Origin of the sequence: Bradyrhizobium sp. SSBR45G (assembly GCF_030159255.1) — a bacterium.
In the GTDB taxonomy this organism is placed as follows: Bacteria; Pseudomonadota; Alphaproteobacteria; order Rhizobiales; family Xanthobacteraceae; genus Bradyrhizobium.
This window is the reverse complement of the sequence record NZ_BSCT01000001.1, coordinates 147,226-173,664: the sequence shown is the minus strand read 5'-3', so window position 1 is coordinate 173,664 and position 26,439 is coordinate 147,226. Positions and strand designations below refer to the sequence as shown.

Below are 26,439 nucleotides of genomic sequence, written 5' to 3'. Positions count from 1 at the left end.
TCCGGCCGGCGCGGGAGTGCCGATGTCGCATCGTTCCGGCCATCACGCCGAATATCCCCAGCACCATCCTCATGATCGCGGCCACGCCCATCACCGGCGTGCAGCCGCACCACATCCGGCGCCTGCGCAGGCCGTCGCGGCGGGATCGCAGAGCGACTACACGCTCGTCCATGCCGGCAAGCAGGTGCGGATCGGCCCGATCGTGTTCTGGATCGTGGTCGGCACCGTCAGCCTGCTCGGCCTGTGGTCGGCGGCGACCGCGACCTATTTTGCCTTCCGCGACGACGTGCTGACGCGGCTGATCGCGCGCCAGGCCGAGATGCAATACGCCTATGAGGACCGCATCGCCGAGCTGCGCGCCAAGGTCGACCGCGCCACCAGCCGCCAGCTGCTCGACCAGGAGCAGTTCGACCAGAAGCTCGACCAGATCCTCAAGCGCCAGACCGCGCTCGAAGGCCGCGCCACCGCGCTCGGCAGCATGCCCGACGTGACCGGCTCGATTCGTGCGCCTGCGCGCGCACCGGCCGCGATCGAGCCGCCGTCTGCGCCGTCCGCGCCAAAGCCGTCGCCGATCAGCGACACCGTGATCTTCACCGCGCCGCCGGACCGCGAGGCCCGGCTCGAATCGCGCAGCCCCGTTCTGGCCAATGCGCAGCCGAGCCAGGCCACCAAGCTCGCCGGCGTCGACAACGTGCTGACGCGGCTGACGCGCTCGCTCGACCAGGTCGAGGCGCGGCAGATCGCGATGCTGTCCTCGGCCGAGGAAACGCTGGAATCGAAGCTGCGCCGGATGCGCGGCGTCATCACCGATCTCGGCCTCGACATGGGCCAGCTCGAGGCGGCCACGCCGAAGGGCGGCATGGGCGGCCCGTTCGTGCCGGTCAAGATCGGCGCCGAATCCGGCCCGTTCGAGCGCCAGCTCTACCGCATCAGCCTGACCCGCGCCCAGGTCGACAAGATGAACCGCACGCTGTCGCTGGTGCCGTATCGCAAGCCGGTCATCGGCGAGGTCGAGTTCACCTCGGGCTTCGGCGTGCGCTCCGATCCGTTCCTCGGCCGTCCCGCCATGCACACGGGGCTCGACTTCCGCGCCGCCACCGGCGATCCCGTCCGCGTCACCGCCAATGGCAAGGTCGTGAACGCCGGCTGGGCCGGCGGCTATGGCCGCATGGTCGAAATCGATCACGGCAACGGCCTCTCCACCCGCTACGGCCATCTCTCCGAGATCAACGTCAAGATCGGCCAGCAGGTGAAGATCGGCGACATCATCGGCGAGGTCGGCTCCACCGGCCGCTCGACCGGCCCGCATCTGCACTACGAGACCCGTATCGACGGCGAAGCCGTCGACCCGCAGAAATTCCTGCGCGCCGGCGTGCGGCTCAGCGCGGGCTAGATCGCGCCTCGCGCTTCGGTCACCGCCCTCTCCGCGCCGCCGTCGTCAGCGCCTGCGACGTAAGATGCAGCGCTTCGTCGAGCTGCGGCAGCGCCAGCAGGCCGAAGCCGAGCCGGACCACGCGATCCTCCTCGCCGAACCAGGATCCGGCGCCGACGCGCGCTTCCCGCGCCGCGAGCTCGTCGTAGAACCGTGCCACCGCGGCATCGTCGAACACCCCGCGCCTGAGCCGGACGCAGCACAACGCACCGGCATCCGGCCTGACCCATTCGACCAGCTCGGCGTTATCAGCAACGAACGCGGCCGTTCGTGAAAGCCCCGCAGCGAGATGGCGGCGCCGCTCGGGCATGAGGCTGTCGAGCTCGCGCAGGATGCGCCGCGCGATGGCTTCATCGACGACGGAGTTGGAAATCGTCGTGTTGAACTTGGCCAGCACGAGCTGCGCGCGCAGCGCTGCGTCCTGCGTGATCACCCAGCCGGTCCGAATGCCGGGCGCACCATGGCATTTGGAGAACGAGGCACAACTGACGATGCGGCGATCACGCGTGACGAGGCTCGGACGCAAGTCCGCATCGCCATGCACGGCCTCGCGATAGGTCTCGTCGAGCAGCAGGAAGGCCTCGGGACAGATCTCGTCCATGGCGGCGAGCGCGTCGTGCAGCTCGCGCTCCGACAGCGCGACACCCGACGGATTTTGCGGCGACGCCAGGCTGACCAGCCGGGTCCGCGCGGTCAGCAATGATCTCAGGCGATCGGCATCGAGACGATAGCCGTCATCGAAGCGCATCGGCAGCGCGACGACACGCATGTTGACAGCGTCGAGCACATTGCGCGCGTTGGGAAAGACGGGGCATCCGATCACCGCCTCCGCGCCCGGCTCGCTCAGGATGAAGGCGAGCAGGAACAGCGCCTGCATGCAGCCGACGGTGGTGAGCACCTCCTCCGGGCGCACGCCGTGACGGGCGGCGATCAGCCGGCGCAGCTCGGCATCGCCTTCGGTCGGTCCATAGGCGAGCGTGAGGTCGTCCAGCTCACGCGCGAAGTCGCCGGCGAGCAACTGGCCCAGCCGGAGATCCGGGCCGAGGCTCTCAGCGAGATCGTAACGCACCGGCTGCGCCAGACTCATGATGTCGTTGTGCGGGAAACGGCTGGGCACGCGGGGCATGGCAGACTCCTCTGGAGAACGCCACACCCTAGAACCGTCGGGAGACTGGCTGACAGATACAGATGATCGCAATTGCCACCAGAACAGATTCCATGTTGGATGGACTGTATGGACCAGCACGCACCCGCTCAGCCGCTCTATGAAACCCTGGCGAGCCGCGTGGTGGCGCTGATCGAGAGCGGCGTTCTGCGCGTCGGAATGCGCGCGCCCTCGGTGCGTGCCTTCGCCGCCCAGCAGGGCGTCAGCCTGACGACCGCGTTGCAGGCCTATCGGCTGCTCGAGGATCGCGGCGTGCTCGAAGCTCGGCCAAAGTCCGGCTTCTATGTCCTGGGGCGGCCGCACCAGCAGCGCGCGCTGCCCGCAGCCTCCCGGCCGCCGCAACGCGCCACGCCGGTCTCGATCTCCAATCCCGTCTTCAGCGTGCTCGCTTATGCCGGCGATCCGTCCTACGCGCCGCTGGGCTGCGCACTCCCGAGCGCCAGCCTGCTCGCCGCGGAACGTCTCGACCGCCATCTCGCCCGCTGTGCCAGGGTTCATGGCCGCCACTACAACATCTATGCCGATCCGCATGGCGACGCCGAGCTGCGCGACCAGATCTCCGAGCGCGCGCTGCGGCTCGGGCACGCGGTGCCGCCCGAGGGTGTGCTCATCACCAACGGCTGCACCGAGGCGCTGAACATTGCGCTCAGCGTCACCACGACGCCGGGCGACACGGTCGCGATCGAATCCCCGACCTATTTCGGACTGCTGCAGGTGCTCGAAGCCCGCGGCCTGCGCGCGCTCGAGCTGCCGACCGATCCGGTCAGCGGCATCGACGTCGCAGCGCTCGACAAGGCGCTCGGCGCGCGCCGGATCGCGGCCTGCCTGCTCGCTTCGAGCTTCAACAATCCGCTGGGCACGCGCACAGCTGATGGGCGCAAGGCTGACATCACCAAGGTGCTGACGCGCCATGGCGTGCCGCTGATCGAGGACGACATCTACGGCGACATCAGTTTTGGCAACGATCGGCCACGCCCGTTCGCCGCGATCAGCCCGAAGGCCGACATCATCCTGTGCAGCTCGTTCTCGAAGACCATTGCGCCGGGCTATCGGATCGGCTGGCTCGCCGCCAACCGCCGCCACGACCACATCCTGGCGGCGAAATTCGCGCTGTCGCTGAGCGGCGCGGCGCTGCCGCAGAAGGCGATGGCCGATTTCCTGAAGTCGGGCGGCTACGACGCCCATCTGCGGCGCATCCGCAAACTGTTCGCCGACAACATCGACCGCATGCGCCGCACGGTCGACCGCAGCTTCCCGAACGAAACGCGGATGACCGACCCGAAGGGCGGCTTCGTGCTGTGGCTGGAGCTGCCGGACCGCTTCGATGCCAACGCGCTCTACACCCGCGCACTCAGCGAGCGCATCTGCTTCGTGCCCGGCGGCCTGTTCACCGCGAGCGGCGGCTACCGCAACTGCCTGCGCCTGAGCTGCAGCCACGACTGGGATGCCCGGATCGAGCGCAGCGTCGAGCGGCTGGGCGAGCTGGCGGGTGAGATGCTCGCGTAGTTGTTCGGGAGGGCGCCTGCAGGTCTGAAAAACCAAAATGGAGCGGGCACGCTCCGCCCGATGTCCGACCTCCGTTCGGGCCTTCCAAGGAGGTCGCCAATTCAGGCACCTCTACCTCGTGCCGTTCAACGGCAGACCACCTGGGTACGCCCTGCGGGGTCTTGCGTGCCGGTCCCGAAACATCCCTGCTTGGGCCTGTACTTCTGGGCATCGGCTGCAGCAGGCCGCGCTTTGACGCCCTCCGTCGTCGCTTCTCCGGCACCTGCGTTCAGGCTATTGACGGCAAGGACTCCGACAATGGCGACAAACGACACCAACAGTCGCGCTCTCATGATCGATCCTCCGGACGTTGCGTTGGCACGCTATCACGCCAGGCGTGAAATTGGGAGCCCCTCGAGCTCGGCGAATGTCAGTCTGGGCTGACAGGCGAGCCTTCTATTCGACGTTGCCATACCCGAGGATAGCCAAGACGACGGCCACAACAAAGACGGGCCAGAGAACAGCAAGGACGAGGTCGTGAGCTGCGATCCCCACGAGGAGAGAGCCGTGCATCCCGGACCAATAGCGAAACGTCAGAAGAGCGACGGCCACGACCACAACGCCGGTGAGATAGATCCAACCCAATCTTCGAAGGGCTCGTTTCACGTCGGACAGATCCTTCCGTAGCGCGTAGGGCGGATTAGCCGAAGGCGTAATCCGCCGCTTTTGCCGGGACATCACGCACGCTGCCAATTCAACCCGAATAGGCGGATTACGCTCCGCTAATCCGCCCTACGGACTGCACAACCTCGAATAGCCGACATGGCACGGCCCTGACGGCTTTCTCTGCCGGCCATGGGCTGCCCTTCCGAAATGGGTTCGCGCCATAGCCGGTGTATCCCGGATAACTGCCGACTTGTCGCAGTGCCGCAAGTCGGCAGTCATGGGCCAACAGCTAAATTCGTGCTTTGACAACGGAGTCTCCGCGAAGCGACGACCTACCCGAATCCGATCGATGCCCCGATCGCTGCTGCGAAAATGGCTCCGCTGATCAGAAAGATCGCAATGGGCCTTCCTCGCCACGCATTGAAACGCGCTCGCTGATTTAAGGTCCACATTCCGTAGCTGGATGCTCGAAGCTGTCTAACGAATACAACATAACCATACGCCGCTCCGCACCAAGCGAGAGCTGACACGATACCGAACACGGCCTTCATGGATTACGCCGCTCCATCGCGATCCGCGCTGCGGAGCATCGCTGGAACGTTGAAGGTGGATATTATTACGCTTGGTAGTATAACGATGATCATCATCACATGAAACATGACCGGCTTCTCTTGGACAATGCCAAGCTTCGTCATAACAAAGTACAAAGCAAAATACGTCACCGTACCAGCCAAGCTGCCGAGTGCAGCCCGTGCAACACAGTCGGTCCTTCTCACGTGACGGCTCCAGTGCCTTGGACCCGCCAGACCTTATACAGGGAGAGTGAACCTTTGCCCGGGCCTAACATTAAAATTTGAGTCAGCGAAAGAGAAGTCCGATTCGGGTCAATGACTGAAATTCTCACGCCGAGCGAATCTCTTCTGCACAACCTCGGCACGGGCTCTGACGGCTTTCTCTGCTGGGTTGGCGCGATGGTCGGTGTATCCCAGATAACTGCCGACTTGCCGCAGTGCTGCAAGTCGGCAGCCATGGGCCATAAGCGGAAATGCCGGCCACTATAGTGCTTGTTAATTACGGTGCGCGCCGACGGCACCAATGATGCCAATAAACAGGCCGCTGAAAATAGAAACCACCACCATCAGAGCATTCACTAAGGCTGCTCCAAGTCCTGGCCCTGAAACACGAAGTAGCAGGACGACAAGAAGCCCCACACCTCCCACGCAGAGTACTGGCAAAACCGCGCGCCGCCGCGCGGCGATCCGCTTGGATGGGCTCGCCAGCTCATAGTCCCGGAACAGGTTCCAGGCCCAACGAGACGATATCTGGGCACTAACGATTATAATGATTAGACAGGCAATGAGTAAGTACATTGAACGTTGTCCTTGGCGCGAGCCGTTGCCAAGCGAAGGTCGGGGGACGGCCAATAGCGTATATTGATTGCCTCGACCTTAAGGATACATTGAACATCAGCCGTATCAGAGCCATCACAATGGGCAAATCATGGCGAAGGCAAAATTGGACAAATGAGCAGGATTTCAGAAACGCACACGTCCCTGAGGTTTTCTGGCGATGACCTGAACCCTACGGAGTTGACCGCCCTCCTCGGCGGGGCGCCTTCCACATGCGCCAGCAAGGGCGATGTGATACGAGGCGAACGGACCGCCCAAACTGGCAGTTGGATCGCGAGAGCGGAGCGTCGCGAGCCTGGAGATCTTGACGCGCAAATCGAGGAAATCCTCTTGCCGCTCAGCAAGGACCTGTCGATTTGGCGGAGCCTAGGAAGATATCGGCCGAACCTGTTCGTCAGCTTGTTCTTGCAGGAAACGAACGAAGGAATTGAAATCAGTCCACACTGCCTGTGTTTGCTCGCAGAGCGCGGAATCCGACTTGGCCTCGATATCTATGGCGCGCGTTCCGAATGGAGAAACATTCAGGTGATCGACAGCGCGGATAACGCCACTTTCAGTGTGTTTCAGGCCACCGAGGACGAATTTTGTCAGATATTTCCGCCCGGTGATCGTGACATGGAAATCTCGGAGGATTTCGTTCAGCGCGTGGGCGAAGCCCATGCGAACCTCGTTCTCAACGCGATTTGGCAGCGCCCGGTCCTCAAGCGCGACGTCCATGGGATTCATGGCACGCTCTACTTCAACTACCAATCCAGACGACAGCACATGCCGACATCGAAGCGAGAGGTCGATCTCAACGAGAGCTCGATCAACGCCGCCCAGCGAATGCTGTTCGCGAAACACCGATAGAAGTGCGAGACTACCGCTTCGCCGGCAGCACAAACACCTGGCCCGGATAGATCAGGTCCGGGCTGCGGATCTGCTCGCGGTTGGCCTTGTAGATCACGGCATAGCGGGTGCCGCCGCCGAGCAGACGGCGGCTGATGTGCCACAGGCTGTCGCCGCGCGAGACGGTGATGGTCTTGGCGCCGCCGCGGCTGGACGGCGAGCCCATCTCCTTCAGGTCGGCGCCTGAGGCGATCGCCAGCTGCGTCCGCGGGGCGGCCGTGCCGCTCACCGGGCCGGCCGCCGCCACGCGTGTCGGCACCGACGCGGTGGTCGCATCGTCGGGACCATTCAAGGGCACCTCGGCGCGGGCGAGAACGGTGCCGGATGTCGCATCCACCTCATCGAGCCGCAACCGGTCCTTGGCTGACCAGGTGACATCCTTGAGGGTCGCGGTGAGACGCCCGTCGGCAGCGGCGGTGGCCGAGCTGACGAGGCGGTCGTTGAGATAGAGCCGCACCGTCGAACCGGGCCGAGCGCGGCCGCTGACACGTAGCGTTCCGTTCGGCTCGATGTCGACAGCGTCCACGGCAACGGCCTGGGGCGAGGATGCTCCGGGCTTCGACAGCACGCGGGTCGGCTGGTCCGGCGCCAGCAGCGCGACGGTCGGCGGCCGCTTGCCGGCCTCGACCACGACGGCGACGCTCTGCTTGGAGGTCACCTCGCGTCCGTCAGGCTGACGGGCGCGCAGGGTCAGGTCGGACGCGCCGGCCGGCAGCTTGCGGGGAACCATGGAAAACTGGCCCGATCGATCGGCCACGACCCGGTCATGCGGCTCGCCATTGCGCAGCAGCTCGACCGTGGCGCCGGGGGCAGCCCGGCCGGCGACGACCGTCTCGCCCGCGGGATCGACATTGACCACGTCGAACGACGGCCCATCGCCGTCCGGAGCAGCAGGCGGGGTCACAGGCGCCAGCAGCGCGGCGAGGCCGTTGGCCTGCTGCTGCGCGGTGGTGAGCGCGGTGGCCGCTGGATTCGAACTGCCCTTGCCTGCCGTCCCCTGCCCCGCGGCGGCGGGCGCCGGATCAGTCGCTGACGACGGCGTCCCCGATGCCGCCGCGCTCTGGCTGGCTTTGTCCTGGCTGACGATGGGCTGGCTGGAAATGGGCTGGCCACGCCGGAAGATCAGCGCATCCAGATCGATGCCCGGCACAAAGGCGACCGACAGCGCAAGCGCCGCAAGGATGCCAGCCGCCCACGCCAAGGCTTTGCCGCTCACAATGGTCATACAGGTTCGTCCCTGTGCATGGCGAACGCGGAGGCGACAGCTCCGGCAGCGAGAAGATCGGGTCTGCTCATATCACCATGCGCGCAGAAGCGCCATGAGTCCCCAACCGAAACACCCCGGCCCCAGACGCTCCGACGGGCCGTTCGCGATGCGGCTTGTTGCGACGCCACGCCCGAGCGCCGTCCGCGCCAACGGCGCCAGCATCGGCACGGCGTTCCGCGGCAGCCCGGATCGCGGGCGCCTCAAAAGAGGCGGCAACGCGGATAGCTCATCGCGCCATCACGTGCGTCAAGACGCTGGGTCCAGGCGATCTGGCCGCTCGCACCGCAGCATCACCCGTTGCCAACCCTGCGCAACTTTTCTCTTTCGCTTTTCCAGAAATCATGTATGATCTGCGTCGTCCCGCCTCGTTGCGAGGGGCGTACGCGTCGTCACGGACGTTGAGGCGGGATGCGGTGGACGTGGTGGCCTTGCTGGACGAGCAATGGCTGTCGCGGACGGCGAAGTCGCGTGGTCCTGACCTCCCGACGCTGAGGTCAAGTCGGTGCCGAGCGGACGCAAGGCGCTGACGACGGTGGCCAGAAAGCACGGCGCACCGGGGAGATCGCGTATAAGTCGTAACACCATCGCGCAGGGAATGCCGGATGATCGGCTTGACCTGTGGTACCTGCCGCCTGCATTTTTTTCGCAGGCGGGCCATGGGTGGGGCCCTTCACCCGGCATTCCCTGCGCCCTCGTTCTTGAGGGTCCGATACCCCCGCATACTCCGGGCGCGCTGGCGCTGCGGCGACGAGCGAGCATGTCCGAACGCCTGTCCGACGGGCCCTCCGGCGACCACCAGCGTGGAACACGCTGGCCCAGGCTACGGCCGGCCGCCGCTCTGCCGAATCGGCCGCCCCTGACTGATGAAGGCGTAATGGCCGGCGCCGATGCCGCCGACCATCAGCGCCTCGACGACGGGCTCGGCGATCTCGCCGGTCGCAGCCCAGTCGATGACGAAATTGGCGCCGGTGCCGCCGCGGGTGTCCTTGGTCGGCACGAAGATCTCGATGGTCGCGAACGGCTTCAGGGCCACCGGCGCGCGCAGATGGGCTTCGACCAGGACGCCGGCCGTGTCGTAGTAGTTGATGCGCCGGATGATCAGCGGCCGCTGCTCGGAGGCGTTGTGGATGCTCAAGGTCACCGAGAAATCGGCCTGGGCCTTGCCCGGTGTGACCGCGACGCTGGAATAGACCGGGACATAGACCGCGCCGGTGACGCTCGGCGCCTCCGCCGGAACCGCCGTCAGCGAGGCGGCGAAGGTCGTGGTCACGGCATCAGCAGCCTGTGCCTCGCCGGCCATCAAAGCGGCGGCGAGCAGCAGCCCGGCAACGGCGCGGCGGCTGTGACAGATTGCGGGTTTCCTTGTGCGGCATCGCGACATAAGTTGCCGCCTTGGGGGTTGCTTCATGCATGAACTGATCGGCGACATCACGCTCTGCATCCTGTTTGCGTGGCTGCTTGGACTGGCGGCGCACAGATGGCGCCAGCCCTCGATTCTCGCATATCTGGTCGCGGGCTTCGCCATTGGCCCCTTCGGCACCGGCTGGGTCAAGTCCCAGGAATCGATCTCGGTGATCTCCGAGCTCGGCCTGATCTTCATGCTGTTCATGATCGGGCTCGAGATCGACCTGAAGAAGATCATCCGCGCCGGCCCGGTGATTCTGATCGCCGGCGGCGTCCAGCTGCTCGGCGGCGCCGCCCTCGGCATCCTGTTCTTCGTCGCCATCGGCATGCGGATGGGCGCAGAGAGCTACGACGCGCTCTATCTCTGCGTCGCCTGCGCGCTGTCCTCGACCGTGATCATCGTCAAGGTGCTGTATGAGAAGCGCGAGCTCGACACCCTGCCCGGCCGCATCACGCTCGGCGTGCTGGTGCTGCAGGACGTTTTCGCGATCCTGTTCCTGGCGGTGCAGCCGAGCCTCGACGACCTCCATGTCGGGGTGATCCTGCTGTCGTTCGCCCGCGCCGGCGCGCTGGTCGCGATCGCGCTCTTGCTCAGCCGCTACGTGCTGCCGCCGGTGTTCCACCGTATCGCCCGCACCCCGGAGCTGATCATGCTGGGCGCGCTGGCCTGGTGCTTCCTGATCGGCGAGATCGCAGAAAGGCTGCATCTGTCGCGCGAGATGGGCTCGCTGATCGCCGGCGTCTCGCTGTCGACGTTTCCCTACGCGCTCGACGTCACCGCCAAGATCACGACCTTGCGCGATTTCTTCATCACGTTGTTCTTCGTCGCCCTCGGCATGACCATCCCGATCCCGACGATGTCCGTGGTCGGGCTGGCGCTGGTGATCGCGCTGTTCACGGTGGCGAGCCGGCTCGTCACCACCTTCACGCCGCTCTACATGATGCGGCAGGGCCTGCGCGCGAGCCTCCTGCCCGCGCTCAACCTCGCCCAGATCAGCGAGTTCTCGCTGGTCGTGATCCAGACCGGCGCCGCCGCCGGCCACCTCAAGACCGGCACGTCAGCCGCCGCCTCCTTTGCCTTCGTGCTGCTCGCGGTGATGTCGACCTTCGTCATCGTGCGCTCCGACCCGATCGCACGGCGGACGATTCCGCTCCTGAAACGCGTCGGCCTGCGCGACCTCGATGATGGCAAGGACGGCGAGGCCGGCCATGACGGCGGCCACGGCGCGGGACGGCCGATCGTGCTGCTCGGCTTCTTCCGCACCGCCAGCGCCCTGCTCAGCGAGATCGAGCGCAACCAGCCGGCGCTGCTGGAGCAGATCGGCGTGGTCGATTTCAATCCCGTGGTGTTCCGGACCCTGTCCGACCGCGGCATCCAGGTGACCTATGGCGACATCAGCAATGTCGACACGCTGGTGCATGCCGGTGTCGGCCAGGCCGAGCTCATCATCCTCAGTATCCCGGATTCGCTGCTCAAGGGCGCCAACAACGAGAAGCTGGTCCGGCACGTCCGCAGCATCAACGCAACGGCCAAGATTGTCGCGACGGCCGACCTGCTCGCCGACGTCAACGACCTCTACGACGCCGGGGCCGACTACGTGACCGTGCCGCGGCTCAGCGATGCGCAGGTGCTGCTCAACCTGATCCAGGACGCCAGCGCCGGGCTGCTGTCCGCCCGGCGCAACGAGGCCGAGGCCATGCTCGCCGACCGCCGCGAGGTGCTGCCGTGACGAAGGTTACGCACCCCGATCCATCTGGAAAACCACCCGAGATCCCGCTAGACGCACAGCCATGACAAACAGCCACGTCCACGTCGTCGATCACCCGCTGGTCCAGCACAAGCTCACTCTGATGCGCGAGCGCGACCGCTCGACCAAGGGGTTTCGCGAGCTGTTGAACGAGATCGGCATGCTGCTGGCCTACGAGGTCACGCGCGACCTGCCGATCGAATGGGTCGACATCGAAACCCCGATCGCGCCGATGAAGGCGCCGAAGATCGCCGGCAAGAAGCTGACCCTGGCGCCGATCCTGCGCGCCGGCGTCGGCTTTCTCGACGGCATGCTCGCCCTGATGCCGTCGGCCCGTATCGCCCATATCGGCCTGTATCGCGATCCCAACACGCTGCAGGCGGTCGAGTACTATTTCAAGGCGCCGCAGGACCTGACCGACCGCACCGTGATCCTGATGGATCCGATGCTGGCGACCGGCAATTCCGCCTGTGCCGCGGCCGAGCTACTCAAGGCGCGTGGCGCCCGCGACATCCGCTTCGTCTGCCTGCTGGCAGCTCCCGAAGGCGTCGCCAAGTTCACGAGCGAACATCCGGACATCCCGATCTGGACGGCGGCGATCGACGAGAAGCTGAACGATCACGCCTATATCGTGCCCGGGCTTGGCGACGCCGGCGACCGGATGTTCGGCACGAAATAGGCTATCACGATCGATGCCGCCGCATCACCCCGGGTACCACGAAGGGTCAAGATGCGCGCGGCGCCATGCGCAGGACGTTGAAGATGCGTCCATCGATGACCAGCAGCGCGCTGCCGATCACCAGCGCGCCAACGATCTCCTGGAGCGAAATGGTTTCGCCGAGCACCAGCGATCCGAGCAGGATGGTCGTCAGCGGGATCAGCAGCGTCACCAAGGTCACATTGGTCGCACCGGAGCGGCGCAGGACCTGAAAGAACACGATGTAGGCGAATGCCGTCGACAGCGCTGCCAATCCGATGAGCGCCAGCCACGTCTGCAGCCCCGGCATTGCGAGGTGCCAGGGCTGGTCAACCACCCCGGCGATCACGAGCATCATCATGCTCGAGGCGGACAGCTGGAAGGTGGCGGTCGCGAGTGGCGGCGAGCTGGCGAGATGACGGCGCACCAGCAGGGCGGCAATGCCGTAACTGAGCGACGCACCGAGGCCGAACAGAAGGCCATAGCCGTCTCCGGAGCCGTCGAGCCCCGCCCCGCTCCTCAAGATGACGACGCCGACGAGACCCACGATCAGGCCCGCCACCCGCCGCGCCGAGAGCCGCTCATCTCCCGCTGCAGCCATCACCACGATCGTGAACAGCGGGGTGGTGGCATTGAGGACCGCGGCCAGACCCGAGGTGATGAAGGTCTGGCCGATGACGATCAGACAGAACGGCACGACGTTGTTGAACAGCGCCACCGCAAAATATGGTCGCCATCCGGCAATCCCCACGGGAAAGCCGAGCCCGCGCAGGCGCAGCACCGGCAGCAGGATTGCGGCGGCCAGCGCAATGCGCAGCAGCACCAGCGTCAATGGCGGCAGCTCCTTCAAGGCCAGACCGTTGAAAATGAACGATCCGCTCCAGAGCAGCGACAGCAGGCCGAGCAGCGACCAATCCCGCGCGTCCATCCTGTCATTGGAAAAGGCCATCACCGCCAACCGCCGTTCGATGTCTGCTCGACCGTTGCAGAGGCAGCGGTGCAAGGTCCACCCGCTTTCCGTCTGGATACGGGGCGACCGGTGAGGAAAGGATCGCTAAGGCAGGGCTTTCGGCCGCGAGACCAGCTCGATCATGCGGCCCTCGTCCTCATCCGGCATCGCCGCTTTCGCGCGTGCGTAGGCGTCAACCGCCGCCTGCGCCATGATGGGTCGCTCGCCGAGCAGCTCCTCGGCGAGGCGCAAGGCGTAGGCCGCATCCTTGTGGCGCAGCGCCGCCGTGAAGCTGGCATCGGCGAAGTTGCGCGCGATCATGCGCGGCGCGTGCCGCAGCACCTGCGGGCTCGCCGCGACACCGCCCTGGATCGCCTCCAGCACGAGGGTCATGTCGAGCCCGGCCTGCTCGGCGATCGCAAGTCCCTCGGCAAGGCCCGCAATCTGCATCGCGCCGAGCAGGTTGTTGATCAGCTTGTAGACTGTCCCGGCGCCCACGGCACCGAAATGGCGAATGGTCGCGCCGATCGGCGTCAGATAAGGCCGGGCGCGGTCGAGGTCGGCGGCATCGGCGCCGACCAGCAGGGTCAGCTTGCCGCTCGCCGCCGCATCGGGAAGTCCCGTCACCGGACAGTCGATATAGGTGACGCCACGGGCATTCAGCTCACGCGACAGGCGCAGCGCATGATCGCGCGACACGGTCGAGCATTCGATCGCGATGGTGCCGACACGCATCGTCGCTGCCGCACCATCAGGCCCGAGCCACACCGCGCGCGAGGCGTCGTCATCGGCGACCATGGTCACGACGGCGTCGGCATCGATCGCGGCATCGGCCGGCGAGGTCGACCAGCGCGCGCCGCGCGCGATCAGGTCCTCGGCCTTCGCCTTGCTGCGATTCCAGACCGCCACCGCATGGCCGGCGTCAAGATAGCGCCCGGCCATGCCATGGCCCATGCGGCCGAGACCGATGAAGGCGACGCGTGCCACCGGTCAGTCCACGTCCTCGATCGCAGCCCCTGGCGTGATGCCAAACGCGCGCTGCGCCAAGGTGGCCGCCATGAACTCATCGAGATCGCCATCGAGCACGCCGGAGGTGTCCGAGGTCTGCACGCCCGTGCGCAGGTCCTTCACCATCTGATAGGGCTGCAGCACGTAGGAGCGGATCTGGTGGCCCCAGCCGATATCGGTCTTGGCGGCCTGATCCGCGGCCGCCTTCTCCTCGCGCTTCTTCAGCTCGATCTCGTAGAGACGCGCGCGCAGCATGTCCCAGGCCTGGGCGCGGTTCTTGTGCTGCGAGCGACCGGCTTGGCAGACCACCGCGACCCCGGTCGGAATATGCGTCAGCCGCACCGCCGATTCGGTCTTGTTGACGTGCTGGCCGCCGGCGCCGCCCGAGCGCATCGTGTCGGTGCGGACGTCGGATTCCTTGATGTCGATCTTGATGCTGTCGTCGACCACCGGAAAGATCGCAACCGACGAGAACGAGGTATGCCGCCGCGCGTTCGAATCGAACGGCGAGATGCGGACAAGACGGTGCACGCCCGCCTCGGTCTTCAGCCAGCCATAGGCATTGTGGCCGGAAATCTGGATGGTCGCCGACTTGATGCCCGCTTCTTCGCCCTGGGTCTCTTCGAGATATTCGATCTTGAATCCGTGGTTTTCGGCCCAGCGCGTGTACATGCGCAGCAGCATCTGCGCCCAGTCCTGGCTTTCAGTTCCGCCGGCGCCGGCATGCACCTCGAGATAGGTATCGAACTTGTCGGCCTCGCCGGACAGCAGCGCCTCGAGCTCGCGTCGCGCGACCTCCTTCTTCAAGGCCTTGAGCGCGTTCTCGGCCTCGGTGACCACGCCGGCGTCGTTCTCGGCCTCGCCGAGCTCGATCATCTCGATGTTGTCGCTGAGCTCACGCTCAACCTTGCCGATGCCGGTCAGCGAATCCTCCAGAGAGGTCCGCTCCTGCATCAGTCTCTGAGCTTTCTGGGGATCGTTCCAGAGGTTGGGATCTTCGGCGAGCTTGTTCAGCTCGGCCAGCCTTGCCGTCGATGCATCGACGTCAAAGATGCCTCCTCAGCAGCCCGACAGACTGCTTGATCTCTTCTACGATTTTTTCGATTTCGGCGCGCATATCGCTCTCTTCAGGCCGCGGTCGCAACCGCAGCGTCATGTCCGACGGGGGATGTAGCGGTGCGCAACGCAAAGCGCAATCGCCTGCGTCGCACCACCGCGCGTTTCAGCCGCCTAATAGAGGCTTCCGGTTCCCGGACGGATGATGAAACTGCCGGAATCAGGCTGGCCGCCGCTCTGCGAGGGTGCCATGCGCCCGTCGGCATCGGCCACGCCGATGACCGAGTAGTTGTCCGGCGGTGCCGTGCCCGGCTTGAACGCCTCCATGATCGTACGGCCGCCGTCGCCCGGGCTCGCCCGCATGCCGGTCTTCGAATCGACGCGCACCAGCTTGATGCCGGCCGGGATCTTGAACGGCGTGGCGGGCTTGTCGGCCAGCGCGAGCTTCATGAAGTCCTTCGCGATTGGCGCCGCCAGATGGCCGCCCGTCGCGGCATTACCTTTGCCGAGCGGACGCGGCTTGTCGTAGCCCATGTAGATCGCAACCGCGAGATCCGGCGAGAAGCCGACGAACCAGGCGTCCTTGGCCTCGTTGGTGGTGCCGGTCTTGCCCGCGATCGGCTTGCCGACCTCCTTGAGCACGGTCGCCGTACCGGCCTGCACCACGCCCTCCAGCATCGAGGTGACCTGGTAGGCCGTCATCGTATCCAGCACCTGCTCGCGACGGTCGACCAGTTGCGGCTCGTTCTGGTTCTTCCAGCCGTCGGGCGCATCGCAGCCGCGGCATTCGCGGGCGTCATGCTTGAAGATGGTGTGGCCGTAGCGGTCCTGGATGCGGTCGATCAAGGTCGGCTTCACCCGGCGACCGCCATTGGCGATCATCGAATAGGCTGTGACCATGCGCATGGCCGTGGTCTCGCCTGCGCCAAGTGCGTAGGACAGGTAGTTCGGCAACTCGTCATAAACGCCGAAGCGGCGTGCATATTCCGAGATCAAGGGCATGCCGACGTCCTGCGCCAGCCGCACCGTCACCGTGTTCAGCGACAGCCGCAGAGCGTTGCGCAACGTCGTGGGCCCGAGATACTTGCCGTTGGAGAAGTTGTCAGGACGCCAGACCTGACCGCCCTGCCCCTGGTCGATCTCGATCGGCGCGTCGACGACCTGGGTCGACGGCGTGTAACCATTGTCGAGCGCCGAGGAATAGACGATCGGCTTGAACGACGATCCCGGCTGCCGGTAGGCCTGGGTGGCGCGGTTGAACTGGCTCTGGTCGAACGAGAAGCCGCCGACCATGGCGAGCACGCGCCCGGTGTTTGGATCCATCGCGACCATCGCGCCCGACACTTCGGGCAGCTGCTCGAGACGGTACTGGCCCTCGACCGGGTTGCCTTCCTTGAACAGCGGATCCGCATAGATCACGTCGCCCGGCTGCAGCACCTGGGCCACCGACGTCGGAACCTTGCCGCGGCCATTGCCGGTCGCTGCGCGCGCCCACTTGACGCCGTCGAGCGTGATCAACCCGGTCTGGCGTTCCTTGCTGACGGCGCCGCCGAGCTCGCGCGGCGGCTGGAAGCCGATGCGGGCGGACTGGTCGCTGGTCTCCAGCACCACGGCCATCCGCCACGGCGAAATGTCGGACAGCGACTTGATCTCAGCCAGCTTGAGGCCCCAATCGCCCGAAATGTCCAGTTTGGAGACCGCTCCGCGATAGCCCTGCTCCTGGTCATAGCGCACGAGGCCGGCGACCATGGCCTTGCGGGCCATCACCTGGACCTTGGGATCGAGCGTGGTGCGGACCGACAGGCCGCCCTCGTAGAGCTTCTTCTCGCCGTAACGCTCAAAGATGTCGCGACGCACTTCCTCGGCGAAATATTCACCGGCGAAGATGTGGGCGCCAGTGTTGCGGCTCGCGATCGTCAACGGATCCTTGCGGGCTTTCTCGGCGTCGGCCTGCTTGATCCAGCCGTTTTCCAGCAGCCGGTCGACCACGTAGTTGCGGCGCTCGATGGCGCGGTCGCGGTTGCGGATCGGATGCAGGCTGCCCGGCATTTTCGGCAGCGCCGCCAGATAGGCCGCTTCCGCCACCGTGAGCTCGTTGACCGACTTGTCGAAATAGACCAGCGAGGCTGCGGCGATGCCGTAGGCGCCGGAGCCGAGATAAATCTCGTTGAGATAGAGCTCGAGAATCTTGTCCTTCGAGTAGGTGCGCTCGATGCGCATCGCCAGCAGCGCTTCCTTGATCTTGCGGGCGAACGAGACCTCATTGGTCAGCAGGAAGTTCTTGGCGACCTGCTGCGTGATAGTGGAGGCGCCCTGCGGACGCCGGTTCGAGCCGAAGTTCTGCGCATAGACCACCGCGGCGCGGGCCATGCCGGTGAAATCGATGCCGCCATGCTCGTAGAAGTTCTTGTCCTCGGCAGCGAGGAAGGCGTTGATGACCAGCTTGGGAACCGCCTGGATCGGCAGATAGAGCCGCCGCTCCCTGGCGTATTCACCGACCAGCGAACCGTCGGCCGCGTGCACGCGCGTCATGACGGGCGGCTCGTAATCCTGCAGCTGGGAATAGTCCGGCAGGTCCTTGGAGAAATGCCAGATCAGGCCAGCCGCCGCCGCCACACCGACCAGGAAGACAACGGTACCCGCCGCGAACAGGAATCCCAGAAACCGCACCAGAAAGCGCATCGGCAAATATCCGTTCCAACTCTTGTTCGTCTCTCGGCTTGGACGCGGCGCAACCCAAAAGGCGCTGCCGCCAAAGCCACGCGGCTGGCTGCAATGCCACGTAAGCCAGGCCGTAACCCAGGCCAGAGAACCGCCCGGTCAAACCTATCAGCGGTTGAGCCTATCACAAGTCTGCAGAGAAAGAATCATCACATGATTCCGGGTGCCTCGCAGCATGTTTATACGGCGGTCGCTGTGGCCAAACTAGGGCTTTGCACGCGGCGCGGCCGGCTTGTCGGCCCGCTCTCCACCGGCATTGGCGACGCGCTTGGCCAGAAAGGCGTCGATGGCCCGCGCCATGGCGTCGGCGGTGCGCGACCGCCACGCGTCGGAGACGAGGTTCCCCATGTCGCCCTTGTTGGAGACATAGCCAAGCTCGACCAGAACCGACGGCACGTCGGGGGCCTTGAGCACGCGGAAGCCGGCCGATTTCAGCGGCCGCTTATGCATATGCACCGATGTCTTCATGTCGTTCATCAGCAGACGGGCAAACCTGTTGGAAAATGTGCGCGTTTCCCGCCTTGCGAGATCAAACAGGATGTCGGCGACATCAGCCGGCTCTTCGGTCAGATTGACCCCGCCGATCTGGTCGGCGCGGTTCTCGGCCTCGGCCAGCCGCTCCGCCTCGACGTCGGAGGCCTTATCCGCCAGCGTATAGATGGTGGCGCCCTGCGCGCTCCCTTCGCCCTTGGGCAGCGCATCGGCATGTATCGACACGAACAGGGCCGCCGACTGCTTCTGGGCGATTCGGACACGGTCTCCCAGCGGGATGAAGGTGTCGTCGTCGCGGGTCATGATCACCCGGTATTTCCCCGACCGCTCGAGCCGGTCGCGCAGCGACTGGCCGAAGGCGAGCACAATGTTCTTCTCCGGCACCTCGCCGCCCTGTGTGCCGTAGTCGACGCCGCCATGGCCGGGATCGATCACGATGACGGGTCGGGTGTCCGGAGGGCCGCCGGTCGGGGGCGTTGAGACGGCGACGGTGGTCGGCGGCGGCCTGACGGCAGGAGGCACAACGCCGCCCTGCGCGGCGACCGCCGGGGTGATGGCAGGTGCCGATTCGGCGGGTCTGGACTGCAGCCGGCTGTCGATGCCGACGGACCGGGCGAAGGTGGCCTCATCGACCTCTTCGAGCTCGATCACCAGCCGCGGCGGCTGGCCATTGGCAGCGTCAAGCACGGTGGAATTGGCGATTCGTGCCGGACCGGTGAGATCGAACACGATTCGCGAGCCGCCGGGCATCACCAGTCCATACCGGAATGCCTTCACCAATCCACGACCGCTGGTTCCAGCCCCGGTTGGCAAGTGGAAGCTCACCTGGGGAAGATCCACCACAACCCGATAGGGCTCGTTGAGCAGGAAGGCCCGAAACGGCACCGTCTTATCCAGATCGAGCACGAACCGGGTCTGCCGGGAATCGCCGGCCAGCCGTGCATCGGAGGCGATCGGGAACCCCGGGCCCACGGCCGCAGGCGGAACTTGGCCGATCGGACCACTCTGACCGTAGGCCGGGCCCATGGCAGCGCATAACATTTGCGTGACGCAGAGCGCCGCACATCCCAGCAATGAAAGGTAGCTTGCCCGGCCAGTTGCCAATTCCGTGCCTCCGCGCGACGGTCTTACCGCAACCAATCCCAGGGGTTAACCGCCTAATTTTGTCATTTTCGTTAAAGGCCACCGATTGTTGCGGTTCCGCGACGCTTCCCTTGCACCGCCTGACCATTCCTCGTATGTACGAAGGGCTGAAGGCTATTCCTTACTGCCGGTTGTGTCGCGTTCAACCTCCCGGTGAAAAGCCGGAAATTCCGTGATCAGGCTCCTCACTCCGAGGTCCCTCGATCGGAGCTTCCTGCGCCTTTCCGACGCTTTACCAAGCCTGCGCGCCCCCGCGCGGCTGCGACGGAGAGCTGGTCACGAGCCGAGTAGCGCCTAGCGCGGGCGCCGTCTCGCTGAGACCGTCCGGGCACGAGGTCAGATTTGGCCAAGGTCAGACACGGCGTAGCCTGATACCACATTCCTGACGGGATGGGTATTGATCCAGGGCATGCGTCTCGGCGCGATCTGGCCTTCGGCAAGAGACAAGGCGGCACCCGCTGCCGCCCACATATTCCAGACGGGCCCGACGCTTGATGCGCCAGACTGAGTTGCCAACCATGACCAGCGGACGATCCGCGCCGATGCGGGGCCTGACCCCCGCCCGGCAGATCACCCCGCCGGCCCCAGGGTTGGCGCGGCGCGACCAGTTGCGCTTGGGCCTTCCCCTCACCCCCGAATCAGGTGGACCGTCGCGTCATCCGACAGCGCGCCACGCGCTCGCGGCCAATCGCGTCCGTCGCCTCCAAGAGTTCCAATATGCCCAACAAGATGTTGATCGATGCTACCCACCCGGAAGAGACCCGGGTCGTTGTCGTCCGCGGCAACCGCGTCGAGGAATTTGACTTCGAGACTGCCCAGCGCAAGCAACTCCGCGGCAACATCTACCTGGCGAAGGTCACGCGTGTTGAGCCTTCGCTGCAGGCCGCCTTCGTCGAGTATGGCGGCAACCGCCATGGCTTCCTGGCGTTCAGCGAAATCCATCCCGACTACTATCAGATTCCGGTCGCCGACCGGCAGGCGCTGATCGAGGCCGAGGAGCGCGCCCACCGCGAGGCCGAGGAAGAGAGTGAGAACCGCTCCAACCGCCGGCGCAACCGGCACCGCAGCTCGCGGCGCCGCGGCAGCGGCGAGCGGGTCCAGAGCGAGGTCATCGAGGCCGTCGACGGCGGCCAGTCCGCGCACGCCGAAGCCCATGAGGCCGACCACGAGGCGCATGAGCCCCACGCTCACGTTTATGACGATCATTCCGATCAGCCGCATGCCGAGGCGGCCGAGCAGCCTGAGCCGCACGGCTTCTCCGAGGCCGCGGTTCCCGGCCATGTGACGAGCGAGGCTGACCAGGGCGCAGCCGATGAATCGCGCGCCTCCGCGGGCGAGCATCATGAGGCCGTCACCGACGATGCCGGACAGGCCGCGGACCGACCGGTCGGCGACGTTGCCGGGGCTGTGGCTGCCTCGGTGAGCGCCGCCGCCGAAACGACCGGCGCTGCGGGCACGGCCGACGATCATGACGACGACGCGCATGACCATGAAGCCCATGGCCACGATGAGCATGGTCACGATGAGCACGCTCACGATGACCATGATCACGACCACCATGATCATGACGGGCATGGCCATGACGACCATGGCCATGGCCATGATGAGCACGATCATGACGAGCATGATCACGACGATGACGTTTCGCCGGTCGCCGAGCATGAAGGCCGCGATGTCACGATCGTTCCGGGTGACGAGAACGGCGCGGATTCCGCTGCCGGCGACCAGGACGACGACGACGAGGACGAGATCGAGGAAGAGGTCGTCGAATCGGTCGGCGGCGACGACGTGCTCGAGGAAGTGCCGGAGCGCACCTTCCGCCCGCGCCGCCAGTACAAGATCCAGGAGGTCATCAAGCGCCGCCAGGTGATGCTGGTGCAGGTCGTGAAGGAGGAGCGCGGCAACAAGGGCGCTGCGCTGACGACCTATCTGTCGCTGGCCGGCCGCTATGCCGTCTTGATGCCGAACACCGCCCGCGGCGGCGGCATCAGCCGCAAGATCACCTCGGCGCAGGACCGCTCGCGCCTGAAGGAAGTGGTGCAGGATCTCGACGTGCCCGAGGGCATGGGCGTCATCCTGCGCACCGCCGGCGCCAACCGCACCAAGCCCGAGATCAAGCGCGACTTCGAATATCTGCTGCGTCTGTGGGAAACGGTCCGCGACATGACCCTGAAGTCGCAGGCCCCGACCCTGGTCTACGAGGAAGGCTCGCTGATCAAGCGCTCGCTGCGCGACCTCTACAACAAGGAGATCGACGAAATCCTGGTGGCCGGCGAAGCCGGCTATCGCGAAGCGCACGATTTCATGAAGATGCTGATGCCGACCAACGTCCGGGCGGTGAAGCAGTATCGTGACGGCCAGCCGCTGTTCTCGCGGATGGGCGTCGAGAGCCAGCTCGACGCGATGTTCTCGCCGACCGTGCAGCTGCGGTCGGGCGGCTACATCGTGCTCAACCAGACCGAGGCGCTGGTCTCGATCGACGTGAACTCCGGCCGCGCCACGCGCGAGCATCACATCGAGGACACCGCCCTCAAGACCAACATGGAGGCCGCCGAGGAAGTGGCGCGGCAGCTCCGCCTGCGCGACCTCGCCGGGCTGATCGTCATCGACTTCATCGATATGGACGAGAAGCGCAACAACCGCTCCGTCGAGCGCAAGCTGTCCGACTGCCTGCGGCAGGATCGCGCGCGCATCCAGGTCGGCCGCATCTCGCATTTCGGCCTGCTAGAGATGTCGCGCCAGCGCATCCGCGCCAGCGTGCTGGAAAGCTCGACCGAGCCATGCGCGCATTGCGGCGGCACCGGTCACGTCCGCTCGGTGTCCTCGGTGGCGCTGCAGCTCTTGCGCAGCCTCGAAGAGACGCTGATGAAGGGCGCGACCCACAATCTCGTGGTCCGTACCCGCACCGAGGTTGCGCTCTACGTGCTCAACCACAAGCGCGGCCATCTGCGCGACCTCGAAAACAGCTTCAAGGTCTCACTCGCCGTGATCGCCGATCCGAGCGTGAGCGGCCAGCAATCCTTCATCATCGATCGCGGCGAGCAGGTGCACACGCTCGAGGCCGCCAAGGCGCTGCTCGCGGCGCAGGCGTCCGCGCCGCCGCTGGTGGCCGAGGAGATCTACGACGAGGAGGAGGTGTTCGACGTCGAGACCGAATCCGAGGTCGAGACCGAGGAGACCGAAGGCCTGTCCGAGGACGCGGCCGATGGCGGCGCAACCGAAGCCGAACGCGAGGGTCAGCGCCGCAAGCGGCGCCGGCGCCGGCGTGGCCGTGGCAATGAGGCCCGCGAGGGCGGACTGCCGGAAGGCGCCGTTGGTCCGGCTGCCACCGAACCGGCCTTGGCTGCGGAGCAGCCGGCCGAGGATGGTGACGTCGAGGATGACGAGACCGAGGAACAGCCTGCTTTCGCCCAGGGCGAGCAGACCGATCAGCCCGGCGGCGAGCGGCGTCCCCGCCGGCGCGGACGCCGCGGCGGCCGCCGTCGCCGTGGTGGCGCAGAGGATGGTCTCGCGGCATCGATTGGTGACGAGCTCGCGCCGACATCCGCCTCGGAGGCCGAATCGGCCGTGGCCGATTTCGACGGCAATGGCGCTCCCGGCCATGACGACGAGCCGGCCGAGCATGCGACGCCGGTCCATGCCACGGCCGTCACCGACGTCGAGGAGGCCATCGCGCCCGCCGCGATCCCGGCGCCGCAGCCCCCTGCCCCTGAAGCTCAGGTGCAGGAGAGCGAGGCTCCCAAGACCGAGTCAGAGAAGGCACCGCGCCGGTCGACCGTTCGCGAGAAGGTCAGCTTCTCGTCAGAGCCGAGGACTGACAGCGCGACGTCGGCCGCGAATGTTGCCGAGAGCAGCCCCGCACCGGCCGAGGAGACCGCAACGCACGAGCCGGTCGCAACCGCGCCGGCCCCGGACTCCGACACCCCCGCGGCCCCGCGGCGGGCTGGCTGGTGGTCGCGCCGCTTCGGCGGCGGCCAGTAGGCAGCTGGTCCGAGGCGCCCTTTTTCGACCTAGCAACTTTCGACCTAGCAACGCAAAACGCCCGGCCAGTCTGGCCGGGCGTTTTCTGTTTGGATCGCTTCTGCCGCGCAGGCGGCGAAGCCGGCTCAGCCGGTCGTGACCGCCGTCTCGACGTCGGACGGGTCGACCTGCTGGTTGAGCCGCCGCTGCAGCAGATCGTGGTCCAGCTCGCCTTCCCACCACGACACGAACACGGTGGCGATGCCGTTGCCGGTGATGTTGGTGAGCGCGCGCACCTCGCTCATGAACTTGTCGATCGAGAACACGATCGCCATGCCTGGCACCAGCGCGGGATTGACGACCGACAAGGTCGCCGCCAGCGTGATGAAGCCCGCACCGGTGACGCCGCTCGCGCCCTTCGAGGTCAGCATGGCCACGATCAGGATGGTGGCCTGCTGGCTGAACGACAGCTCGACGCCGAGCGCCTGCGCGATGAACAGCGTCGCCAGGGTCATGTAGATGTTGGTGCCGTCGAGATTGAACGAATAGCCGGTCGGCACCACCAGGCCGACCACCGGCTTGGAGCAGCCAAGCCGCTCCAGCTTCTCCATCAGCTGCGGCAGCGCGCTCTCGGAGGAACTGGTGCCGAGCACGATCAGGAGCTCATCCTTGATATAGGCGATGAACTTGAAGATGCTGAAGCCGATGAAGCGCGCGATCAGCCCGAGCACGATCACGACGAAAAGGCCGGCCGTCACGTAGAACAGCGCAATGAGCCCGATCAGGTTGCCGAGCGCCGCCGGGCCGTATTTGCCGATCGTATAGGCCATCGCGCCGAACGCGCCGACGGGGGCCGCCTTCATGACGATGGCGATGACGCCGAACACCGCATGCGCGGTATCGTCGATGACGTCGCGCAGCCGGTGGCCACGCTCGCCCAAGGCCATCAGCGCGAAGCCGAACAGGATCGCGAACAGCAGCACCTGCAGGATGTCGCCACGCGCCAGCGCGCCGACCACGCTGTCCGGGATGATGTTGAGGACGAAATCGACCGACTTCTGCGCCTCGGCCTGCTTGACGTAGTTGGCGACGGCCGCGGCATCCGGCTTGGCGGCAAGACCGTGCCCGATCGGCACCAGGTTGCCGACGATCAGGCCCAGCATCAGCGCGAAGGTCGAGACGATCTCGAAATAGACCAGCGCCTTGACGCCGACGCGCCCGACCTTGCTCGCATTCTGGATATGGGCGATGCCGGACACCACGGTGCAGAAGATGATCGGCGCGATCACCATCTTGATCAGCTTGATGAAGCCGTCGCCGAGCGCCTTGATCCAGTCATTGGTGGCGATGTTCGGGAACAGCCAGCCGACCACTACTCCGATGACGATCGCGATCAGCACCTGCACATAGAGAACGCTGTACCAGGGCTTGTTGCCCGTTTGAGACGGGACGCCCTGCGTCCCGGTTTTCGTCGCTGCCGCCATTGGCCTGATCCACCTTCGTTGTGTCGGGCCTCGCGTGTCCCAGCCCTCGCGGAGCGCACCTCAGGCAAATTGTCGCGGCCGAGTCAATGACGACGAATGGCGGACGCCTGACGTGTCCGCTTGATCCCGCGCCCTAGCCGAGCCAGCGCGCGATCCGGGCGACCGCCTCGCGCATGTCGTCAGCCGAGCGTGCGTAGGAAAAGCGCACGAAGCTGCGGCCATGGATCGGATCGAAGTCGACGCCCGGCGTCGCCGCGACATGGGTCTCCTCCAGCATGCGCTTGGCGAAGTCGAAGCTGTCGGAGGTGAAGTCGGAGACGTCGGTATAGAGGTAGAAGGCGCCGTCGGCGGGCAGGAACCGGGTCAGGCCGGCCTTCGGAAAACCCTCGATCAGAATGCGGCGGTTCTCCTGGTAGCCGTGCTTGATGGCTTCCATCTCGGCGCGGCCGTCGAATGCCGCCTCGGCCGCGATCTGCGACAGGGTCGGGACCGAGATCGCGAGGTTCTGCTGCAGGCGTTCGATCGGGCGGACCAGCGCATCCGGCACCACCATCCAGCCGATCCGCCAGCCGGTCATGCAGAAGTACTTCGAGAACGAGTTGATGATCAGGGCCTCGGTCGACAGCTCCGCCGCGGTGACCGCGGGAAAGGCATAGTCGAGGCCGTGATAGATCTCGTCGGAGATGAAGCGGATGCCGGCTTCGCGTGCGGCCGCGATGACGCCGCCCAGCGCCTCGCGCGACATCATGGTGCCGGTCGGATTGGCCGGGCTTGCCACCAGCACGCCCTTCAACGGCGTCTTGCGATGGGCCGCGAGCAGCGCCTCGCCGGTCAGGGCATGACGGTTCTCGGCGGTGGTCTCGATCAGCACCGGCTCACAGCCCAGCGCCGTCAGGATGTGGCGATAGGGCGGATAGCCCGGCACCGTGACGGCCACGCGGTCGCCGGGCTCGAACATCGCCAGGAACGCCAGGATGAACCCGGCCGACGATCCCGTGGTGATCACGATGCGCGCCGGATCGATCTCGCAGCCATGCGTCTCGCGATAATGCCGCGCGATTCGCTGGCGCAGCGACGAGATCCCGAGCGCGGAGGTGTAATCGATGCGCGCCTGGTCGAGCGCTGCGTGCGCGGCCGCGATCGCGGTGCGCGGGGCCGGCGCCGCCGGCTGACCGACCTCCATGTGAATGACATGGCCGCCGCCGGCCTCGATTCGCTCGGCCGCCGCCATCACGTCCATCACCATGAACGGTGGAACATTGCTGCGCCCGGACGGCGCGGTCAGGCCGGCGATCCGCTGTTCCAATGTCGGTATCACTGTCGCATCCACCATGGATATCTGCTATTGACCCCAGTCGTTCGGACCCGCTCTCTCAACCGGCCGGCGTGAGCCCCATGACCTGGTTCTGGTGCCCTGGTTCTGGTGACCGGATTTGGGCCTCATTCGCCGCAGATGAGCCGCATT

Annotated in this window: 17 protein-coding genes; 6 read left to right on the top strand and 11 right to left on the bottom strand. The window is 65.8% G+C overall.

Features of this window, described 5'->3' with window-relative positions:
• The first annotated feature begins 22 nt into the window (after positions 1 to 22).
• Positions 23 to 1,393, top strand: coding sequence for a M23 family metallopeptidase (locus tag QQL87_RS00820; protein WP_284416269.1), 1,371 nt, complete (start codon positions 23 to 25; stop codon positions 1,391 to 1,393).
• A gap of 19 nt (positions 1,394 to 1,412) precedes the next feature.
• Here QQL87_RS00820 and QQL87_RS00815 read toward each other — a convergent pair whose 3' ends face one another.
• On the bottom strand, positions 1,413 to 2,558 hold the full coding sequence (locus QQL87_RS00815; protein WP_284416270.1) for a pyridoxal phosphate-dependent aminotransferase: 1,146 nt from the start codon (positions 2,556 to 2,558) through the stop codon (positions 1,413 to 1,415).
• A gap of 108 nt (positions 2,559 to 2,666) precedes the next feature.
• Between QQL87_RS00815 and QQL87_RS00810 the strand changes: the two genes are divergently transcribed.
• Complete coding sequence (locus tag QQL87_RS00810; RefSeq protein WP_284416271.1) at positions 2,667 to 4,103, top strand: aminotransferase-like domain-containing protein; 1,437 nt, start codon at positions 2,667 to 2,669, stop codon at positions 4,101 to 4,103.
• 1,712 nt (positions 4,104 to 5,815) lie between these two features.
• On the opposite strand, the gene QQL87_RS00805 is transcribed toward QQL87_RS00810, so the two are convergent.
• Positions 5,816 to 6,118 (bottom strand): hypothetical protein, encoded by a 303-nt coding sequence (locus QQL87_RS00805; RefSeq protein WP_284416272.1) that lies wholly within the window; start codon positions 6,116 to 6,118, stop codon positions 5,816 to 5,818.
• Positions 6,119 to 6,271: 153 nt separating this feature from the next.
• On the opposite strand from QQL87_RS00805, the gene QQL87_RS00800 reads away from it, so the two are divergent.
• Positions 6,272 to 7,006: a DUF4279 domain-containing protein gene (locus QQL87_RS00800; protein ID WP_284416273.1), complete on the top strand. Its 735-nt coding sequence runs from the start codon at positions 6,272 to 6,274 to the stop codon at positions 7,004 to 7,006.
• Positions 7,007 to 7,016: 10 nt separating this feature from the next.
• Here the strand turns inward: QQL87_RS00800 and QQL87_RS00795 are convergent, their stop codons facing one another.
• Both QQL87_RS00795 and QQL87_RS00790 read right to left on the bottom strand, forming a co-directional pair.
• On the bottom strand, positions 7,017 to 8,270 hold the full coding sequence (locus QQL87_RS00795; protein ID WP_284416274.1) for a LysM peptidoglycan-binding domain-containing protein: 1,254 nt from the start codon (positions 8,268 to 8,270) through the stop codon (positions 7,017 to 7,019).
• A gap of 862 nt (positions 8,271 to 9,132) precedes the next feature.
• On the bottom strand, positions 9,133 to 9,693 hold the full coding sequence (locus tag QQL87_RS00790) for a DUF3124 domain-containing protein (protein ID WP_284416275.1): 561 nt from the start codon (positions 9,691 to 9,693) through the stop codon (positions 9,133 to 9,135).
• 25 nt (positions 9,694 to 9,718) lie between these two features.
• On the opposite strand from QQL87_RS00790, the gene QQL87_RS00785 reads away from it, so the two are divergent.
• Both QQL87_RS00785 and upp read left to right on the top strand, forming a co-directional pair.
• On the top strand, positions 9,719 to 11,446 hold the full coding sequence (locus QQL87_RS00785; RefSeq protein WP_284416276.1) for a cation:proton antiporter: 1,728 nt from the start codon (positions 9,719 to 9,721) through the stop codon (positions 11,444 to 11,446).
• A 61-nt stretch (positions 11,447 to 11,507) separates the two neighbouring features.
• On the top strand, positions 11,508 to 12,143 hold the full coding sequence (gene upp, locus QQL87_RS00780) for a uracil phosphoribosyltransferase (protein ID WP_284416277.1): 636 nt from the start codon (positions 11,508 to 11,510) through the stop codon (positions 12,141 to 12,143).
• Positions 12,144 to 12,189: 46 nt separating this feature from the next.
• On the opposite strand, the gene QQL87_RS00775 is transcribed toward upp, so the two are convergent.
• The 5 genes from QQL87_RS00775 to QQL87_RS00755 form a co-directional block, all read right to left on the bottom strand.
• Positions 12,190 to 13,110, bottom strand: coding sequence for a DMT family transporter (locus QQL87_RS00775; protein ID WP_284416278.1), 921 nt, complete (start codon positions 13,108 to 13,110; stop codon positions 12,190 to 12,192).
• Between the two features lie 105 nt (positions 13,111 to 13,215).
• A complete protein-coding gene (locus QQL87_RS00770) occupies positions 13,216 to 14,097 on the bottom strand; it encodes an NAD(P)-dependent oxidoreductase (RefSeq protein WP_284416279.1) in 882 nt (293 codons plus the stop codon).
• Between the two features lie 3 nt (positions 14,098 to 14,100).
• Positions 14,101 to 15,235, bottom strand: a protein-coding gene (gene prfB, locus QQL87_RS00765) for a peptide chain release factor 2 (RefSeq protein ID WP_284416280.1) whose coding sequence is annotated in 2 segments (ribosomal slippage) — positions 14,101 to 15,165 and positions 15,167 to 15,235 — 1,134 coding nt in all. Because the reading frame shifts where the segments join, the coding sequence is not laid out codon by codon here.
• A gap of 113 nt (positions 15,236 to 15,348) precedes the next feature.
• Positions 15,349 to 17,856, bottom strand: coding sequence for a penicillin-binding protein 1A (locus QQL87_RS00760; protein ID WP_284416281.1), 2,508 nt, complete (start codon positions 17,854 to 17,856; stop codon positions 15,349 to 15,351).
• A 243-nt stretch (positions 17,857 to 18,099) separates the two neighbouring features.
• On the bottom strand, positions 18,100 to 19,413 hold the full coding sequence (locus QQL87_RS00755) for an N-acetylmuramoyl-L-alanine amidase (RefSeq protein WP_284416282.1): 1,314 nt from the start codon (positions 19,411 to 19,413) through the stop codon (positions 18,100 to 18,102).
• An 834-nt stretch (positions 19,414 to 20,247) separates the two neighbouring features.
• Between QQL87_RS00755 and QQL87_RS00750 the strand changes: the two genes are divergently transcribed.
• Positions 20,248 to 23,511 carry an Rne/Rng family ribonuclease gene (locus QQL87_RS00750; protein ID WP_284416283.1) on the top strand — a complete coding sequence of 1,088 codons (3,264 nt, stop codon included), beginning with the start codon at positions 20,248 to 20,250 and terminating at the stop codon, positions 23,509 to 23,511.
• Between the two features lie 125 nt (positions 23,512 to 23,636).
• Here QQL87_RS00750 and dctA read toward each other — a convergent pair whose 3' ends face one another.
• Together dctA and QQL87_RS00740 are read right to left on the bottom strand one after the other, a co-directional pair.
• Positions 23,637 to 24,974 (bottom strand): C4-dicarboxylate transporter DctA, encoded by a 1,338-nt coding sequence (dctA, locus tag QQL87_RS00745; RefSeq protein WP_284416284.1) that lies wholly within the window; start codon positions 24,972 to 24,974, stop codon positions 23,637 to 23,639.
• Positions 24,975 to 25,107: 133 nt separating this feature from the next.
• Positions 25,108 to 26,307: a pyridoxal phosphate-dependent aminotransferase gene (locus tag QQL87_RS00740; protein ID WP_284416285.1), complete on the bottom strand. Its 1,200-nt coding sequence runs from the start codon at positions 26,305 to 26,307 to the stop codon at positions 25,108 to 25,110.
• Between the last annotated feature and the right edge of the window lie 132 nt (positions 26,308 to 26,439).